Below are 17348 nucleotides of genomic sequence, written 5' to 3' on the forward strand. Positions count from 1 at the left end.
CCACTAAATCGGTCCGGCTAAATCGGAAAAGGGTTGCAGCCCACTCAACAACCCGTACAGCCCATGCAAGGGCACGGGCAGCCAGGCGGGGCGATTCTCGGCTTCATAGGCCACTTCATAGGCCGCCTTCTCCAGGCCGAACAACGCCAGCGCGGCGTTTTCGCCTTCAGCATCCTTCCACTCATGGGCAAGACTAGCTGCCGCCAGCCGATATGCCTCAATGAATGCCTGGCGAGCCTCTATCAAATAACGATCGGCGACCCGTTGTCGCGCCGCATCGGCATCAGCCGTGCTGTCGACGGTGTGCAAGTGGATCGCCATCGCCGCCGCGTAATCGAAAGAGCGCAGCACACCACTGACATCCTTGTACGGGCTGTGCTTGCCCCGCCGTTCATGCAGCGGTCGCGCCGGCTCGCCCTCGAAGTCGATCAGGTAGGCGTCGCCCTTGATGACCAGCACCTGCCCCAGGTGCAAGTCGCCATGGACACGGATGCGCAATCCACCGGCAGCCTTGCCGGCCAGCTCCTGGACATGGGCCAGGACGGTTTTGCGGTGCTCCAGCAAGCGTGCGACCATGGCCTGGTCCGCCGGGTTCAATTGGCTTTGGTTCTGCTTGAGCAGGCGCAAGGCGTTTTCCACTTGGGCCGCCACATCCTTGCCGATGGCCTGGGCCTCCTTGGCACTGGTAGCCTGCGGCGCGAAGTCGGGATTGTCGGTGGACTGGGCCAGCATCTGGTGCATTTCTCCCAGGCGTTGGCCGAGCATGCCGGCAAAATCCTTCAGCTCACCCAAGGCGTTGTAGTGCTGTTCCTGCTCGGACACCGCGTCCGCCAGCTCATCGCGCAGGGCCCGTTCGAGGTTGTTCTGCGTCCACTCCCAGGCGTCGCCCTGGTTGCTCAGATAACCCTGGGCAATCATCAGCAGCGCATCCTCGCCCTGGGTATCGCGGCGGATGACCGAACCCAGCAGCGGCGAAATATTGCTGAAACCGGCTTGCGTCAGGTAGGCACTCATCTCCAACTCCGGATGCACCCCTGAGGCGACCTTGCGGATCAGCTTGAGCACCAGGCTGCCGCCCACCACCACCGAACTGTTGGACTGCTCGGCCGACAAGTAGCGGACTTCCGGCTCGGCTCCTAGATTCAACGCAGCCAGGCCCTCAGTGGGCTCGAAACGCAACTCGCCCTCGTCGCACGGCAGCACCGTGCCCGCCTGCATGCTTTGCAGCACTGCCCTGACGAAGCTTTCCAGGCTGAACGCATCGGTGATCAGACCGACCTGGCGAACCCGACGCACACGCGACAGCGCCAGTTGCTGCGGTAATGCCGCGCCCATCTGGTCCTCGGGCAGCAGGCCGAACGGCAATTGGTAACGCAGCGTCTGGCCGCCACTGGTGACGTCGATTTCACTGAGCAGCACCGGCTGCTGCGGGTCACCAAAGCGCACGCCATAGACGATGTTGACCTTCTCGATCGCGCTGTCCTTGCCGGCGAACCAGCGACGATTCTGCAGCCAGCTCGGCAGGATGGTTTGCTCCAACGTGGTGCGCGACGGGGCCTCAAGCAACTCTTCCAGGCGTTTTTTCAGCACCAGCGTGGTGAAGTCGGGCAGGCTCTGGGCCGGTTCGACGTGCCAGCTCGGCATCTGGTTTTCCGCCGCCAAGGCGAACCAATAAAAGCCGTACGGCGCCAGGGTCAGCAGGAAATTCAACTGGCCAATGGGTGGAAAGGCGTTGCCGCCCAGCATTTCCACCGGGACCATGCCGGCGTAGGCCGACAGGTCCAGCTCGGCAGCCTGGGCGCTGCGGGACACGTTGGCCACGCACAGGATGATCTCGTGCTTGCCGTCCGGACTCGTGTATTCGCGGGTATAGGCCAGGATCCGGCGGTTGCTGGGCGAGAGCATTTTCAATGTGCCACGGCCGAAGGCCTTGGACTGCTTGCGCACCGCCAGCATTCGCCGGGTCCAGTTGAGCAGTGAATGGGGATCGCCGGCCTGGGTCTCGACATTGACCGACAGGTAACCATAGAGCGGGTCCATGATGGGCGGCAGCACCAGGCTGGCCGGGTCGGCGCGGGAAAAACCACCGTTGCGATCGATCGACCATTGCATCGGTGTCCGCACGCCATCGCGGTCCCCCAGGTAAATGTTATCGCCCATGCCGATTTCGTCGCCGTAATACAACGTCGGCGTGCCGGGCATCGACAGCAGCAGGCTGTTGAGCAATTCCACTCGACGACGGTCACGCTCCATCAACGGCGCCAGGCGCCGGCGAATCCCCAGGTTGATGCGCGCCCGACGGTCGGCCGCGTAGTAATTCCACAGGTAGTCGCGCTCCTTGTCGGTGACCATTTCCAACGTCAGCTCATCGTGATTGCGCAGGAAAATCGCCCACTGGCAATTGGCAGGAATCTCCGGGGTCTGGCGCAGGATGTCGGTGATGGGAAAACGATCTTCCTGGGCCAACGCCATGTACATGCGCGGCATCAAGGGGAAGTGGAACGCCATGTGGCATTCGTCGCCGTTCAAGCCTTGGGCGTCGACATCGCCGAAATACAGCTGGGTGTCTTCCGGCCATTGGTTGGCTTCGGCCAGCAACATGCGGTCGGGGTAATTGGCGTCGATCTCGGCCCGGATCAGCTTGAGGACATCATGGGTTTCGGGCAGGTTCTCGTTATTGGTGCCATCGCGCTCGATCAGGTACGGGATGGCGTCCAGGCGCAGGCCGTCGATGCCCATGTCCAGCCAATAGCGCATCACCGACAGCACGGCCTTGATGACCTGCGGATTATCGAAGTTGAGGTCCGGCTGATGGGAATAGAAACGGTGCCAGAAATATTGGCCGGCTACCGGGTCCCAGGTCCAGTTGGACTTTTCGGTGTCGAGGAAAATGATCCGCGTGCCATCGTACTTATGGTCATCGTCGGACCAGACGTAGAAATCCCGTGCACTCGAACCTTTCTTGGCCTTGCGCGCGCGCTGGAACCAGGGATGTTGATCCGAGGTGTGGTTGATGACCAGCTCGGTAATCACCCGTAGGTTGCGCTTGTGGGCTTCGGCTATGAAACGACGTGCATCGGCCATGGTGCCGTAGTCCGCGCTAATGCCGCGGTATTCGGCAATGTCGTAACCATCATCGCGCCGAGGCGAAGGATAGAACGGCAACAGCCAGATCGTGTTCACGCCCAGGTCGGCAATGTAGTCGAGCTTTTCTATCAGGCCAGGAAAATCACCGATGCCATCATTGTTGGAGTCGAAATAGGATTTGACGTGAACCTGATAAATCACCGCGTCCTTGTACCAGAGCGGGTCTTTGATGAAGGTGGCAGACCGGGGTTTCTTCGCCATTTGCAACTCCTGATGAATTCAATAACGCCGCTGGAGCAGGCTCGTGGGATTCCATGTGGCCAGGGAGCTGGCTCCCGCTTGAGTGCGAGGCGCTCATCGTTTTTAGGGGCGCTACGCGACCCAGCGGGAGCCAGCTCCCTCGCTACGAATAGCCCCCTATTTCAAGATTGCTCTCCCAGAATCGCTTCCGTTCTCACGCCACACTGATCCGCCAGATCCCAAACGGTTGGTAAGCCGGGTCGATCCGCATGAACTGATACTTGCCGTACCAGGTCCAGCGGTGTCCGTTCATCAAATCCTCGCCCTGGGTCTGGGCATCGTCCGGCAAGCCCATCTCCCACAGCGGCAACTCGAAGCTGGCTTCCTGCGGGTTGTGGGGGTCAAGGCTCACCGCCACCAGGATGAAATTGCTGCCGTCAGGCGTGCGCTTGCCGAAATAGAGAATGTTGTCGTTCCAGGCGTTGTAGATCTTCAAGCCCAGGTGCGTGTGCAGCGCCGGGTTCTGCCGGCGGATCCGGTTGAGCTGGGCGATCTCGGCAATGATGTTGCCCGGCGCGGTGAAATCTCGCGGGCGGATTTCGTATTTCTCCGAGTCCAGGTATTCCTCCTTGCCTGGCACCGGCGCCGATTCGCACAATTCGAATCCCGAATACATGCCCCATAAGCCTGATCCCATGGTCGCCAGCGCGGCGCGGATCAGGAAACCCGCGCGCCCCGATCCATGCAGGAAGGCGGGGTTGATATCGGGCGTGTTGACGAAAAAATTCGGCCGGTAGCACTCGCGCAAGGGCGATTCATTGAGTTCGCTGAAATAGGTCGCCAGCTCGGCCTTGGTGTTGCGCCAGGTGAAATAGGTGTAGCTCTGGGAATAGCCGACCTTGCCCAACCGCGCCATCATCGCCGGGGTGGTGAACGCTTCGGCCAGGAACATCACTTCAGGGTATTGGGACCGCACATCGGCGATCAGCCACTGCCAGAACGGCAGCGGCTTGGTGTGGGGATTGTCGACACGGAATATCTTCACGCCTTCGTTGACCCAGCCCACCACAATGTCCCGCAGCTCCAGCCACAGGCTGGGAATCGCATCGGCCGCATAGAAGTCGACGTTGACGATGTCTTGGTATTTCTTCGGCGGGTTCTCGGCATATTTGATCGTGCCGTCCGGCCGCCAGCTGAACCAGCCCGGATGCTGCTTCAGCCAGGGGTGGTCCTGGGAACACTGGATAGCGAAGTCCAAGGCGATTTCCAGGCCGTGGGCGGCGGCGGCTTTTACCAAGCGCCGAAAATCCTCGCGGGAACCCAACTGCGGATGAATCGCTTCGTGCCCGCCCTCCTCGCTGCCGATGGCGTAAGGGCTGCCCGGGTCATCGGGACCGGCCGTGAGGGAATTGTTCGGGCCTTTGCGGAAGCTGCGGCCGATCGGGTGGATCGGCGGAAAGTACAGCACGTCGAAGCCCATGTCCTGGATCACCGGCAGGCGCGAATGCACGTCATTGAAGGTGCCATGGCGCTGTGGGCTGTCGGTGATCGAGCGAGGGAACAGCTCATACCAGCTGGCGAACTCCGCCAGCTTGCGCTCCACATCCAGGGGGTATTCGGGACTGATGCTCAGGTAGGGCCGATGGTCCGCCTGGGACATGAGGTCCGCACTGCGGGGATCCAGGAACAACGCCACCTGCTCGGTCGGCAACAGGCCGGAGAGTTCGTGGTGCAACGCGGCCAGGTGCTCGCTCAGCTCACCATTGCTGCGCTCGGCGGCCAGCTGCACCTGGTTGCGCCCTTCCTGCAACTCCAGGCTGATGGGTACCCCGGCGCCGAACTTCTTTTCAAGCTCGTAGCGAAAACTGGCGAACTGGTCGATCCAGGCTTCGATGCAGAATACATAGCGACCTTGTTCCGGCACATTGAACTGGCCTCGCCAGCCATTGTTGCCCAGGTCAGTCATGACCTCGCTGTTCCACGCCTCATCCTCCAGCGCCCGCCAGCGGATGCGCACCGCCAGCTTGTCGTGACCGTCGGCGAATACTTTGCTGGTCACCGTCACGTCCTGCCCGGCCACGGCCTTGGCGGCAAATTGTCCGCCGTCGATCACCGGCATCGTGTTTTCAATAGCAATACGCGGCAACAACAAGGCCTGGGACAACGGCAAATGCGGGTTGTACGCCAGGTCTGTCGGGTGTTCAGCAGTCATCGAGCATCGCTCCTTTTACGCCCCATGGACGCGCTTTTGGCGGTAAAGGCCCAACGGGTCCCTAAATAAACTCACTTAAGCTCCGAACCGGGCCGGCGGCTAAAAGTTCAGAGGGATTTGCCCGTGCCGCCGGGATCAAACCTGGCGCAGGACGGTCAACAACCATAAGCACGACTCAAGCCATGTGCGTTACGGAGGCCCGCCCTGATGACAATTCCCATCCCGGCCGAAACACCCGATCCAAACATCGACGACCCCAACCTGCCACCGCCAGGACCGGATCCGGAGCCGATTCCGGAGAAAGATCCTCCACCCAGTCCCCAGCCGCCCTTTGGAGATCCGCCGAGCGAGGCACCGCCGGAGCGGGCTGGACGGCTCACTTAGTTGTAGATCAGAAACCTGTGGGAGCGGGCTTGCTCGCGAAAACAGAGTGTCAGGCAATATTTCCATCGACTGATGCGCCGCTTTCGCGAGCAAGCTCGCTCCCATAGATCCGTGTCAGGGCCACGGCGGTGTCAAGGTTTGTCCTCCCCCTCCAACGCTCGCACAATCACCGGCATCGCACTGAAAATCGCCAGCGCCAATATCGTACTCAGCACAGCCGTCGCCTCCCGGCCCAGCCCGGCGGCGACGCCGATGGCGGCGGTCATCCATAGCCCGGCTGCGGTGGTCAGGCCTTTGACGTGGCTTACGTCGCCGTCCGTGTTCTTCAGGATGGTGCCTGCGCCGAGAAAACCGATGCCCGCCACCACGCCTTGGATTACCCGGCTCATGGCGTCGGCCTGGGAGCCGGACATCTGCGGTACCAGAACGAACAGCGCGGCACCCAGGGCGACGAGCATGTGGGTGCGCACCCCGGCGGCCTTGCCTTTGTGTTCGCGTTCGAAACCGAGAATGCCGCCCAGCAGCGCGGCCATCACCAGGCGTACCGTGACCCGGGTCATCTGCTGGGCATCGGTGATGTCAGCGAATTCAGCTTGCAGGGTTATCCAGACTTCATGCCACCAGGCTTCCATGAAGCGTCCTCTTGTCAGTCGATACACGATGGACCGCAAGCGAAGCCAGAGGTGCGCCTGACCGCTGATCAGCCACGACGAACCCTGGCCGGGGGGCGGCGCCTAACGTTCAGGACATCCAGAAGGAAGCGCAGCCATGCCTGTACATATCGATGACAACCAAATCTGCCATTTCGAAACCCTCAATGGCCCGGAACAACGCCCTGCCAGTGAATTGACCATCGTCACCGACCCGGACAAAGCCATGTCGGCCGTGGAGCTCAATGGCGGGCGGGTCTATGTGACCGAGGCTGAAGTCGATGCATTGACTGTGGCCGGCGCGGCCGACAGACGCCAGAATCTCAAGGCCACCGACAGCGACTCGGTCATCTGACGGCTAGATCAAGGGTGAAGCCCGTGGCGAGGTAGGTGCTCCCTCGCCACAGGGGGAATTGTTCGCTTGTGCCTGGGTGCATCAAAGTGTCGCAGGGCCTGGGCTCGACGCCATCTGATCCGGTTTTAATCGAATTATCTGAGCCTGTTATGCAAACAGTTCAATGGTCATAGTGCGCCAGCCAGATACAGGCTGATGAGCGACCCGACCATGAGCGAAAGAATCCCCGTCCAGTTGATACAGACCTTCGAGCCCGCGCCAGTGAAAAGCAGGGCCGGGTCCACCGATAAGCTGATCCACACCCGCAGTTTTACCGGCTTGTTCCGCACCTTGCGCATCAGCGGTGCGGGGGTTCTGTTCCTGCTGTTCTTCGGCACGGTGTGGCTGAATTGGGGCGGTCGCCAGGCAGTGCTCTGGGATCTTTCCGAAAGCAAGTTCCACATTTTCGGCGCGACCTTCTGGCCCCAGGATTTCATCCTGCTCTCGGCGCTGTTGATCATTGCCGCCTTCGGCCTGTTTGCAATCACCGTGTTCGCCGGCCGCGTGTGGTGCGGCTACACCTGTCCGCAAAGCTCCTGGACTTGGATTTTCATGTGGTGCGAAAAAATTACCGAAGGTGAACGCAACCAACGGATCAAGCTGCAGGCCGCACCCTGGGGCGTGAACAAACTGTTACGCCGCACGGCCAAGCACACATTGTGGCTGGCCATCAGCCTGCTGACAGGCCTGACCTTCGTTGGCTACTTCACCCCGATCCGGCCGTTGGCCGAAGAGCTGCTGACCTTGCAAATGGCCGGCGTCAGTCTGTTCTGGGTGCTGTTTTTTACCGGGGCCACCTACCTCAACGCCGGCTGGCTGCGAGAAGCGGTGTGCATGCACATGTGCCCCTACGCACGGTTTCAGAGCGTGATGTTCGATAAAGACACACTGACCATCTCCTACGACACGGCCCGTGGCGAGATTCGCGGCCCGCGCAAGCGCGATGTGAACCCGGCGAATATCGGCCTGGGCGATTGCATCGACTGCCAGATGTGCGTGCAGGTCTGCCCCACCGGCATCGACATCCGCGACGGCCTGCAAATGGAATGCATCGGCTGTGCAGCGTGCATCGATGCCTGCGACTCGATCATGGACAAGATGGGCTACGCTCGCGGGCTGATCAAATACACCTCCGAACATCAATTGCAAGGCGGCAAGACGCACCTGCTACGGCCCCGGCTGATCGGCTACACGGCCGTGCTGCTGGTGATGATCGGGGCCCTGGCCCTGGCCTTGGTGCAGCGGCCCATGGTGTCTCTGGACGTCAGTAAGGACCGCGGTCTGTTCCGAGAAAACAGCGCCGGGCAGATCGAGAACATCTACAGCCTGAAGATCATCAACAAGACCCAGCAGCGCCAGGAATACCTGCTGTCCCTGGTGGACGGTGACGGCTTTATTCTCCAAGGCAAGACACAACTGACCCTGGCACCGGGGGAAATCGTCGACGTGCCGGTATCGGTGGCAATGCTCAGCGAGCGGCCCCGAAGTGGCTCCCAGGAAATGACCTTCAAGGTGGCCGACAGTGACGAACCTGAAATCTACAGCGTGGCCAAGAGCCGTTTTGTCGCGCCGATGAATCGGTGAAGCTTTAAGATGCCGGCACCTGTGATAGCGAGTTTGGCCGCGATAGCGGCCTGCCTGGACCGAAGATGGCGAATATGCAGCTACCATCACGAGCAAGCCAATTCCCACAGTTGAAGTGCAAACCACATGCCTCTCCAAACCGGGCCCGCCATGAAACGCTACGAAAAATTCGCCGATGACATCGCTGAACTGATCCGCTCCGGCATGCTGGGGCCGGGCCAGCGCGTGCCGTCGGTGCGTTACGCCAGCCAGACCTATGGCGTCAGCCCATCCACCGTGTTCCAGGCCTACTACCTGCTGGAGCGACGGGGCTTGATCCGAGCCCGGCCGCGTTCCGGCTATTTCGTCAATACGCACGCGCCGAGTCCTTTTTCCGAGCCGGCAATCAGCAGCCAGGTGCACGAGTCCACCGAAGTCGATGTCAGCGAACTGGTGTTTTCAGTACTGGATTCGATCAAGGACCCAACCACCATCCCCTTCGGCTCGGCGTTCCCCAGCCCTTCGCTGTTCCCCCTGCAGCGCCTGTCCCGTTCCCTGTCCAGCGCCACGCGGGACATGGACCCGCGCATGGTCGTTACCGACATGTCTCCGGGCAACCCACAGTTGCGTCGACAAATCGCCCTGCGTTACATGGTCGGCGGCTTGATGCTGCCCATGGAGGAATTGCTGGTCACCAACGGCGCTTTGGAAGCCTTGAATCTGTGCCTGCAAGCCGTGACAGAGCCTGGCGACCTGGTAGCAATCGAGGCACCGGCGTTCTACGCCAGCCTGCAAGTGCTGGAACGGCTCAAGCTCAAGGCCGTGGAAATTCCCGTCCATCCGCGCGACGGCATTGACCTGGACGTGTTGGCGCAGACCCTGGAACGTCATCCGATCAAGGCCTGCTGGTGCATGACCAGTTTCCAGAACCCCATGGGCGCGACCATGCCCGAGGAAAGGAAACAAGCGCTGGTGGAACTCCTGCGCCGTCATCAGGTGCCGCTGATTGAAGACGACGTCTACGCTGAGCTTTATTACGGCCAGCAGGCGCCCAAGCCGGCCAAGGCGTTCGACACTGAAGGATTGGTGATGCACTGCGGCTCATTCGCCAAGAGCCTGGCACCGGGTTATCGCATCGGCTGGGTCGCCGCCGGGCGCTACGCGCAGAAAATCGAACGGCTCAAGCTCATGACCTCGTTATGCGCCTCGATGCCGGCCCAGGCCGCCATCGCCGACTACCTGCAACATGGCGGCTACGACCGTCACTTGCGCAAACTGCGCTACGCCCTGGAGGAACAGCAAAGTGCAATGCTTGCCGCGATCGCCCGCTACTTTCCGGCCCAGACCCGCGTCAGCCAACCGGCGGGCGGTTACTTCCTGTGGCTGGAACTGCCGGAACAGATGGACTCGTTGAAATTATTCCAGATGGCCTTGGCCCAGGGCATCAGCATCGCCCCGGGGCCGATTTTTTCACCGACCCGGCGATTTCGGAACTGCATCCGCTTGAATTACGGCAGCCCGTGGACCGAGGCGTCGGAACAGGCGATGGAGACGTTGGGGCGGATTATTCGATCCTTTTGAATGCGATGTTGACCTGGTTATCGCGTTCGCGAGCAAGCCCGCTCCCACTTGTGTTCTCCTGCGAACACATATCTTGTGTGCACATCAGATCCAGGGTGGGAGCGGGCTTGCTCGCGAAGAGGCCGGTCCTGAAAACCAAAATCCAGAACCTCAGCGTCCACCGCCCAGGTCCACAAACGTCCCGGTCGTATACGAGGCCTTGTCCGACAGCAGCCAGATAATCGCTTCGGCCACTTCATCCGGACGACCGCCACGGGCCATGGGGATCGCCGATTCCAGCTTGCTGACCCGGTCCGGGTCGCCACTGAGGGCGTGGAAATCGGTATAGATGTAGCCCGGACGAACCGCATTGACGCGGATGCCTTCGCCGGCGACTTCCTTGGACAGGCCGATGGTGAAGGTGTCCAACGCGCCCTTCGAGGCTGCGTAGTCAACGTACTCGCTTGGCGAGCCCAGGCGGGCCGCCACCGAGGACACGTTGACGATGCTGCCACCCTGCCCGCCATGGCGGGGCGACATGCGCAGCACTGCGTGCTTGGCACAGAGAATCGGCCCCAGCACGTTGGTTTTCAAGATCTTGAGAATGCGGAACTCGGACATTTCATCGAGCCGGGACTTGTGCGCCACCGTGCCGGCGTTGTTCACCAGCGCCGTGACGCGACCCAGTTCGGCGTCCACACGATGGAACAGGCCAACCACTTCATCTTCGATGCTGACATCAGCCCGCACGGCAATCGCCTGCGCGCCCTTCGCCCGGACCTGTTCAAGCACGTCCTGCGCGGCATTTTCATCGGACTGGTAGTTGATGCAGATCCGATAACCCAGCTCTGCAGCCAGCAGCGCCGTGGCCGCCCCGATCCCGCGGCCGCCACCGGTGATGACGATGACTTTTTCCACCTTAGCTTCTCCCCTTCCCACGGATGACGTGCGCCCCAAGGATAGCGTTCACGTCACGCGTTGCACAAACCGCTGCGCTTAGCGGGCCAGGGCCCGCAGATCCAGGCGCCCATCCAGCAGCGGAGGACACCAATAGTAGCCGCCAGTGATCGGCCGGCTCATGCGATACAGGCCGTCGGTAATGCCATCTTCCAGGCCGCTCATCCGCCGCAATTGCGCTTCGAAGGCATCGAGGGAGAAACCGAACGCGAGGAACATCAGGCCCGCGCGATCACCTTCGATCCAAGGCATGGAGCGACGCACGACAAAAGCCTCCGGTGCGAAGCTCTCCTGGGCCGTGCGTTTGACGTGGGCCGATTCGGGCGCCTCGTCGATTTCCTCGTTGTCACTCAGGCGCCGGCCCATGATGTTGTCGCGTTCGTGGGGCTGCATCGCCGCGAAACCGTCCAGGTCGTGTTGCCACTGCTGGATCGCCGCGAAACTGCCACCGCGCAGTCCATCGGTGCCTTGGGCCAAGGCTGCGGCGATGGCGGCTTCGTCGTGAGGGTTTTCGGTGCCGTCTTCGTAACCCGTAAGGTCATGGCCGGTCATGTGGCGGAAGGTTTCGTTCATCTGCACCAGGCGTAATGCCGGGGCCAGCGCTGCCTCGATGGCGCGGCTGCGGTGCATGAGCTCACCCCGATCCTCGCCGTGCAACCAGCACCACAACGCGTGCTGGGTCGAGGGATTGTCCACCCCAACCCCGGCCAGTGCGGGAAATGCGCGAAGGCCGTCGATTTGCGCGCCCAGAGCCTGGACCAGCGATTCACCCAAGCCGACCACGGCCCGACCGTCCACCCACAACAAGAGCTTGTCTATCGCAGCCGGCAGCGCCTCGACCGATTCCAAGGCAAAAAACAGATGACGGGCCTGAGGCGGAACAGGGGTGGCGAGAATGCCGGGCTGGTAGTAGCTCATGTCGACTCCTTTAGAAAGAGCGCAAGTTTACCCGGCGGCCACGGGTTTGTGTGGTTTGCCGTGCGCGGCCAAAGGCCCGAGGCATCAAAGATTTTTGTAGGAACGCTCCTGCGACCCGGTCGGATAACTCGGAAGCTGGCCGGGAGCAGACGGCACGCGATTGCCGAGCCACAGAAAACCTCCTAGATTGGCCTCCCTCCAGGCGCACCAAGGCATTGGAAATTGCCGTATACAGGGGCGGCTTGAACATCACTATCAAAGGAGACGGTCCGACATGCATGTTGCCAAATCGCTACTGACAGGCACTTTTCTATTGGCCTGCGGGACGACCCCGGGCTTTGCCCAGGACCGCCTCGAAGAGACGGTCAATGCCGTTATCCAACCCTTGATGAAGCAGCAGAATATCGCCGGCATGGCCGTGGCGATCACACATAACGGTCAGCACCGTTTCTTCAATTATGGCATGGCGTCCAAGGATACGAAGAAGCCCGTCAACGACCAGACCCTCTTCGAAATCGGTTCGATCAGCAAGACCTTTACCGCCACCTTGGGTGCCTATGCCCAGGCCCAGGGCAAACTGTCCCTGTCGGACCCGGCGAGCCGCTTCGCCCCGGAGCTGCGTGGCAGTGCCTTCGACGGCATCAGCCTGCTCAACCTCGCCACGTACACCCCAGGCGGCCTGCCGCTGCAATTCCCCGACGAGGCGGACCATCCGGATCGGATGCTCGATTATTACAAGGGTTGGGAACCGCTCTACCCGGCCGGCACCCAGCGGCTCTATTCAAACCCCAGCATCGGTTTGTTCGGCTTCCTGGCGGCCCGCAGCCTGGGGCAACCATTCGACGAGGCGATGGAACACACATTGATGCCCGGGTTGGGCCTCAAGCACAGCTATCTGCGGGTACCGCAGGATCAGTTGAGCCGATATGCCCAAGGCTATGCCAAGGACGGCAAGCCCGTGCGGGTCGGGCCTGGCGCGTTGGATTCCGAGGCTTATGGGGTGAAGACCAGTTCATCGGACCTGGTCCGCTTCATCGAGGCCAACCTGCGACCCGGCAAACTGGACGCTGACCTGCGCAAAGCCATCGCCACCACGCACACCGGCTTCTATACGGTCGGTGGGATGACCCAGGGGCTGGGCTGGGAGCGTTACCCTTACCCGGTGAGTCTGGAGGTGCTGCTGGCCGGAAATTCGACGCCAATGGCCATGCAGGCAAACAAGGTCGAACCGCTCGACCCGCCGCGCCCAGCCCCCGACGACGCCTGGATCAACAAGACCGGCTCTACAGGCGGCTTCGGCGCCTACGCGGCGTTCGTTCCCGGCAAGGACATGGGCATCGTGCTGCTGGCAAACAAGAACTATCCGAACGAGGAACGGGTGAAAGCCGCATATCAGATCTTGACCGCGCTGCAAGGGCTGTAAGCCGACAGGCTTTGGTGAGGGGCGCTTGTTCCCTCACCAAAAGAGTCTGTCAATCATCCAACGGCGTGGGTGCTGCAGCAGGTGCTTTCCCCGCCTTGCCTGGCTTGCCGGGCTTGGCGCCCTTGGCATCCTTGGTTGGTGCCGGCTCTGGCGCGGGCGGTGGGGTTGGGGCCGCGGCCTCTTTCTCTGCGGGAGGCAGCTTGTCGACGGCCTCGAAGATATCCTTGAGCTCGATTGCTCCGGAATGCTCAAGCTTCTTTTCCCCATCCTTGCCTACCAGGATGAACTTGGTTTGTGCGCCGGCCCCCAGCTTGAGTGAACGGATCAATGCCATGGTGCTTTGCGGGTCGAGGTCTTTGCCATCGCGCTGACCGATGGTATTGAGCACCGTGTAGAGCACCATGTTGCGCTCGGAAAAGCCTTGTTTGCCGGCCGGCTCCTCCAGGGCTTTTTTCAGGCTGACCCAGGCCGGGTCGACGGTGCTGGGCGCGATGACAATCAGGGGGCGTGCCTTGCCCACCTCCGCCACCAAGGGAGTATCGCCATCCGCGGCGAACAGGGGGCCAGCGATAGCCAGCAAGGTAGCGAAGGTCAAAGACCGAATGAGCATGCGCCTCTCCTTTTGATATTTACGCTGTACTGATTGCACATGGCGGCGATTGTTCCGCGAGAGTCGCCCGATACAGCACCTGCTTGCCTTCAAGCTTAGGTCAGGGGGGTCATTGCGCAACCGTGGGGAGAGGCGAAACCATTTCCTGTGCAGGTCCACTTGGGATAGACACAAAACCTGTGGTGAGGAAATTTATCCCCGGCCCATCAACGTTATCAGAACGCCAATTTGAAGCCGATCATCGCCAGCATCACCGCCAGGCACGGGCGCAGCAGTTCGTCTGAAACACGTCCCGACAAATGACTGCCCAGGTAAATACCGGGCAACGAACCAACCAGCAGGAAACCGAGGATGTGCCAATCCATGTTGCCCATGCTCGCATGCCCAAGGCCCGCGACCAGGGTCAACGGCACGGCATGGGCAATCTCGGTGCCCACCAGGCGCTTGGTGACCAGGAACGGATAGAGGATGAACAGCGCGACGGTGCCCAGGGCGCCGGCACCGATGGAGGTCAGCGCGACCATCGTGCCCAATACCAGGCCAGTAATGACCGTGAGTACGTTGAGTCGCGAACCGGATGGATTGTAGTGGCCGCCAGCGCGGTCGTGGGCGAACTGCAGCAGGCGCTTCTTGAACAGGATTGCCAGGGCGGTGGCAAACAGCACGACACCCAAGGCTTGCTTGATCACAGCGTTCATGGCGTCGGGAGAGCTGTGCAGACTATTGAGAAACCACAGCGTCAGCCCCACCGCCGGCACGCTGCCCAGGGTCAGCCAGCCCGTGACGGCCCAATCGATATTGCGGTTCTTGGCGTGAACCAACACACCACCGGATTTGGTAATGGCCGCGTACAGCAGGTCCGTACCCACCGCAGTCGCCGGGTTGATACCGAACCACAACAGGATCGGGGTCATCAGCGAGCCGCCACCGACGCCGGTCATTCCCACGATGAAGCCGACCACCAGGCCCGCCACGACTAAACCGACATTACCGAAATCCATTGAACCCGTCTCAACGCGACCGCATGAAAAAACTGGCCGCGAGCATAGCGATTTTTCTTATAACTCCCTATATCGATATGATCTATGTTTATTCCTTTTGCGCAATTTCACTGCACCGGCAGGAAATTGAGGAACAGCAGGCTCTGTGCATAGTTCAGCCCGATACGCCGGTAACGCTCGTCCAGCATCTGGGTGAGCAAGTCCAATCGCGCGACGATTTTCCCGAACTCAACGGCGAAACTGAGGTTGCTGCCCTCCTCCGAAATTTCATTGGAGAACAGCAATGGCTTGCCTTCCTTGTCCTGTCGCTGGCTGAGCAGCCAAGTGGCTTTTTCAATGTTGCGCGCCGCATTGCTGACAAAACGCGGGTCGATGGCGTCGGTCATGTAGAACTCAAGGCGATTGCCATGGGCCGTGACCAGCATGCTACCGATGGCATAGATGAAAGCCCCTACCCGATCCCCCAGGAAATCCGGACTCATGGCATAGCTCAGGGCGGCCAAGTCCTTTCTGCCACCCAGGGTCGGCAAGGGTTGCTGCTGCTCGATGGCCATGCGCACCTGCTTCTCAGCGGTGCGGGCATCGAGAAAGCCGGATTTGCGCAGCTCTTCGGGGTTGCGCAGGTACAGCTTGCTCATCAGCAGATAAAGGCTCTGCAGGTTGTCATGCATCGACAACGTGGCCATGCGGTCGACGCTGGTCTGCAAGAACTCCTGGGGCCTGGCGTTGCTGAACTGCGTGACCATGTCCTGCCCCTGCTGGTGGCTGCAACCGCTGAGCAGCATCAACACACCCGCCACCCAGGCTGAAAAGCGCTGTCGCAACATTGTCACAGGATAAAAAGCACCGGCCATCGAGTCTCGGTCTGGCATGGGGAAGCGATGGGGGTCGCCGCTTCCAGGCCATGGATAGAGCGGCAAAAACCATAAAAGTGCAGTACCTGGAGAAAATGTCTGAGTTCGATTTAGCGTCGCCCCCTTCAATTAGTCTTACTTTTTAATTGAAATATCTATTTTTCCGGCTATAAATCCCTTCTCTACTCTCAAATAGAAAGACTACTGAACAAAAAAACCTCCACCACTGTCCGACCAAGTAACGGACTCGACCCGCGTTCAAAACAACAACAAAACAACAGGAAGGTCACACCATGCTTGAATCCAGACATCTGCTCACGGCCCTCGGAGTGTCTCTGATGATCGCCACCTCTGCTTCCCAGGCTGCCGGCCTGACCAACCAACGTAGCGCGTTCGGCAAGACCGACGACGGTACGGCGGTGGAGAAATTCGTGTTGCGCAACAGTCACGGCATGCAGGCCACCGTGATCACCTACGGCGGTATCCTCCAGTCGTTGAGCGTGCCGGACAAACAGGGCAAGACGGCCGACGTCGTGCTGGGTTTCGATGACGTACAGGGCTACCAGAAGAACGGCAGCGTGTATTTCGGCGCGACGATCGGGCGCTTTGGCAATCGCCTGGCCGACGGTGCATTCGAGCTGGACGGCAAGCGCTACCAGGTGCCGCAGAACGACCATGGCAACTCCTTGCACGGCGGGCCGCAAGGGTTCGACAAACGCGTGTGGAAAGCCCAACCTCATGACGGTAAGGATTCGGTAGGCGTTACCCTGACCTACGTGTCGCCCGATGGCGAGATGGGTTTTCCCGGTACGCTGAAGACTGACGTGACCTACAGCCTCAACGAGCAGAACGAGTTGCGGATCGAGTACGCAGCCAGCACCGACAAACCCACCGTGCTGAACCTGACCAACCACAGCTATTTCAACCTGGCCGGCGCGGGTAACGGCGACATCCTCAAGCAGGTCGCCACCCTGCACGCCGCGCATTACACGCCTGTCACCGGCAAACTCATTCCTACCGGCGAACTGGCCCCGGTGGCCGGCACACCGATGGACTTCACCAAACCCACCGCCATCGGCACCCATATCAAGGCCGATCACCCTCAGCTCAAGTTCGCCGAACCGAAACAGGGTGGCTTCGATTTCAACTGGGCGCTGGACGCCAAGGGCGACGTGAGCAAAGTCGCCGCCGAGGTATACGATCCGCAATCCGGTCGGCACCTGCAGCTGTTCACTACCGAGCCTGGCGTGCAGTTCTACACCAGCAACTTCCTCGATGGCACGGTCAAGGGCAAGCAGGGCAAGGTCTATCCACATTGGGGTGCGTTTACCCTGGAAACCCAGCACTACCCCGACTCGCCCAACCAGCCGAATTTCCCGTCCACAAGGCTTGATCCGGGCCAGACCTACACCCAGACCATGGTCCTGAAGTTCTCGGCGAAGTAAGACAAAAGTCCATGCAGGAACTGTCACAGGCGGCGATCTTTTCTCGGTCG

Annotated in this window: 13 protein-coding genes; 5 read left to right on the top strand and 8 right to left on the bottom strand. The window is 60.7% G+C overall.

From position 1 onward, the window contains the following. Positions 1-3 precede the first annotated feature (3 nt). The 3 genes from treS to AD663_RS16725 all read right to left on the bottom strand — a co-directional run bounded on the left by treS (position 4) and on the right by AD663_RS16725 (position 6555). A complete protein-coding gene (gene treS / locus AD663_RS16715; protein ID WP_003182999.1) occupies positions 4-3348 on the bottom strand; it encodes a maltose alpha-D-glucosyltransferase in 3345 nt (1114 codons plus the stop codon). Between the two features lie 193 nt (positions 3349-3541). After that, positions 3542-5539 carry an alpha-1,4-glucan--maltose-1-phosphate maltosyltransferase gene (locus AD663_RS16720; protein ID WP_003183001.1) on the bottom strand — a complete coding sequence of 666 codons (1998 nt, stop codon included), beginning with the start codon at positions 5537-5539 and terminating at the stop codon, positions 3542-3544. Between the two features lie 515 nt (positions 5540-6054). Beyond that, on the bottom strand, positions 6055-6555 hold the full coding sequence (locus tag AD663_RS16725; protein WP_003183002.1) for an MgtC/SapB family protein: 501 nt from the start codon (positions 6553-6555) through the stop codon (positions 6055-6057). 136 nt (positions 6556-6691) lie between these two features. On the opposite strand from AD663_RS16725, the gene AD663_RS16730 reads away from it, so the two are divergent. The 3 genes from AD663_RS16730 to mapR all read left to right on the top strand — a co-directional run bounded on the left by AD663_RS16730 (position 6692) and on the right by mapR (position 10111). After that, the gene (locus tag AD663_RS16730) at positions 6692-6928 is read left to right on the top strand and encodes a DUF3203 family protein (RefSeq protein ID WP_003183005.1); all 237 of its coding nucleotides are present in this window, start codon (positions 6692-6694) and stop codon (positions 6926-6928) included. A 210-nt stretch (positions 6929-7138) separates the two neighbouring features. Further along, the gene (gene ccoG, locus AD663_RS16735) at positions 7139-8551 is read left to right on the top strand and encodes a cytochrome c oxidase accessory protein CcoG (protein ID WP_003183007.1); all 1413 of its coding nucleotides are present in this window, start codon (positions 7139-7141) and stop codon (positions 8549-8551) included. Positions 8552-8701: 150 nt separating this feature from the next. Continuing rightward, positions 8702-10111 (top strand): GntR family transcriptional regulator MpaR, encoded by a 1410-nt coding sequence (mapR, locus tag AD663_RS16740; RefSeq protein WP_003183008.1) that lies wholly within the window; start codon positions 8702-8704, stop codon positions 10109-10111. 150 nt (positions 10112-10261) lie between these two features. On the opposite strand, the gene AD663_RS16745 is transcribed toward mapR, so the two are convergent. Further along, positions 10262-11008 (bottom strand): SDR family oxidoreductase, encoded by a 747-nt coding sequence (locus AD663_RS16745; RefSeq protein ID WP_003183011.1) that lies wholly within the window; start codon positions 11006-11008, stop codon positions 10262-10264. A gap of 78 nt (positions 11009-11086) precedes the next feature. Next, the gene (locus tag AD663_RS16750; RefSeq protein WP_053214185.1) at positions 11087-11965 is read right to left on the bottom strand and encodes a Dyp-type peroxidase; all 879 of its coding nucleotides are present in this window, start codon (positions 11963-11965) and stop codon (positions 11087-11089) included. Positions 11966-12239: 274 nt separating this feature from the next. On the opposite strand from AD663_RS16750, the gene ampC reads away from it, so the two are divergent. Further along, positions 12240-13388: a class C beta-lactamase gene (gene ampC / locus AD663_RS16755; protein ID WP_053214186.1), complete on the top strand. Its 1149-nt coding sequence runs from the start codon at positions 12240-12242 to the stop codon at positions 13386-13388. Positions 13389-13437: 49 nt separating this feature from the next. On the opposite strand, the gene AD663_RS16760 is transcribed toward ampC, so the two are convergent. The 3 genes from AD663_RS16760 to AD663_RS16770 all read right to left on the bottom strand — a co-directional run bounded on the left by AD663_RS16760 (position 13438) and on the right by AD663_RS16770 (position 15826). Continuing rightward, complete coding sequence (locus AD663_RS16760; RefSeq protein ID WP_053214187.1) at positions 13438-13998, bottom strand: DUF4174 domain-containing protein; 561 nt, start codon at positions 13996-13998, stop codon at positions 13438-13440. Positions 13999-14213: 215 nt separating this feature from the next. After that, positions 14214-14999 (bottom strand): sulfite exporter TauE/SafE family protein, encoded by a 786-nt coding sequence (locus tag AD663_RS16765; RefSeq protein ID WP_053214188.1) that lies wholly within the window; start codon positions 14997-14999, stop codon positions 14214-14216. Positions 15000-15106: 107 nt separating this feature from the next. Then, complete coding sequence (locus tag AD663_RS16770; RefSeq protein WP_033046551.1) at positions 15107-15826, bottom strand: hypothetical protein; 720 nt, start codon at positions 15824-15826, stop codon at positions 15107-15109. 320 nt (positions 15827-16146) lie between these two features. Here AD663_RS16770 and AD663_RS16775 point away from each other — a divergent pair, with 320 nt between their 5' ends. Then, positions 16147-17298 (top strand): aldose epimerase family protein, encoded by a 1152-nt coding sequence (locus AD663_RS16775; protein WP_003183022.1) that lies wholly within the window; start codon positions 16147-16149, stop codon positions 17296-17298. The last annotated feature ends 50 nt before the right edge of the window (positions 17299-17348 follow it).

It is taken from the genome of Pseudomonas sp. Q12-87, from assembly GCF_001269755.1.
Taxonomy (GTDB): Bacteria; Pseudomonadota; Gammaproteobacteria; order Pseudomonadales; family Pseudomonadaceae; genus Aquipseudomonas; species Aquipseudomonas fluorescens_S.

Bases quoted from the DNA above. Each gene is read 5' to 3' on its own strand.
- AD663_RS16760 (WP_053214187.1), bottom strand. From the start codon at position 13,998: ATGCTCATTCGGTCTTTGACCTTCGCTACCTTGCTGGCTATCGCTGGC.
- mapR (WP_003183008.1), top strand. From the start codon at position 8,702: ATGAAACGCTACGAAAAATTCGCCGATGACATCGCTGAACTGATCCGC.
- AD663_RS16765 (WP_053214188.1), bottom strand. From the start codon at position 14,999: ATGGATTTCGGTAATGTCGGTTTAGTCGTGGCGGGCCTGGTGGTCGGC.
- AD663_RS16750 (WP_053214185.1), bottom strand. From the start codon at position 11,965: ATGAGCTACTACCAGCCCGGCATTCTCGCCACCCCTGTTCCGCCTCAG.
- AD663_RS16775 (WP_003183022.1), top strand. From the start codon at position 16,147: ATGCTTGAATCCAGACATCTGCTCACGGCCCTCGGAGTGTCTCTGATG.
- AD663_RS16770 (WP_033046551.1), bottom strand. From the start codon at position 15,826: ATGTTGCGACAGCGCTTTTCAGCCTGGGTGGCGGGTGTGTTGATGCTG.
- ccoG (WP_003183007.1), top strand. From the start codon at position 7,139: ATGAGCGAAAGAATCCCCGTCCAGTTGATACAGACCTTCGAGCCCGCG.
- ampC (WP_053214186.1), top strand. From the start codon at position 12,240: ATGCATGTTGCCAAATCGCTACTGACAGGCACTTTTCTATTGGCCTGC.
- AD663_RS16720 (WP_003183001.1), bottom strand. From the start codon at position 5,539: ATGACTGCTGAACACCCGACAGACCTGGCGTACAACCCGCATTTGCCG.
- AD663_RS16725 (WP_003183002.1), bottom strand. From the start codon at position 6,555: ATGGAAGCCTGGTGGCATGAAGTCTGGATAACCCTGCAAGCTGAATTC.
- AD663_RS16730 (WP_003183005.1), top strand. From the start codon at position 6,692: ATGCCTGTACATATCGATGACAACCAAATCTGCCATTTCGAAACCCTC.
- treS (WP_003182999.1), bottom strand. From the start codon at position 3,348: ATGGCGAAGAAACCCCGGTCTGCCACCTTCATCAAAGACCCGCTCTGG.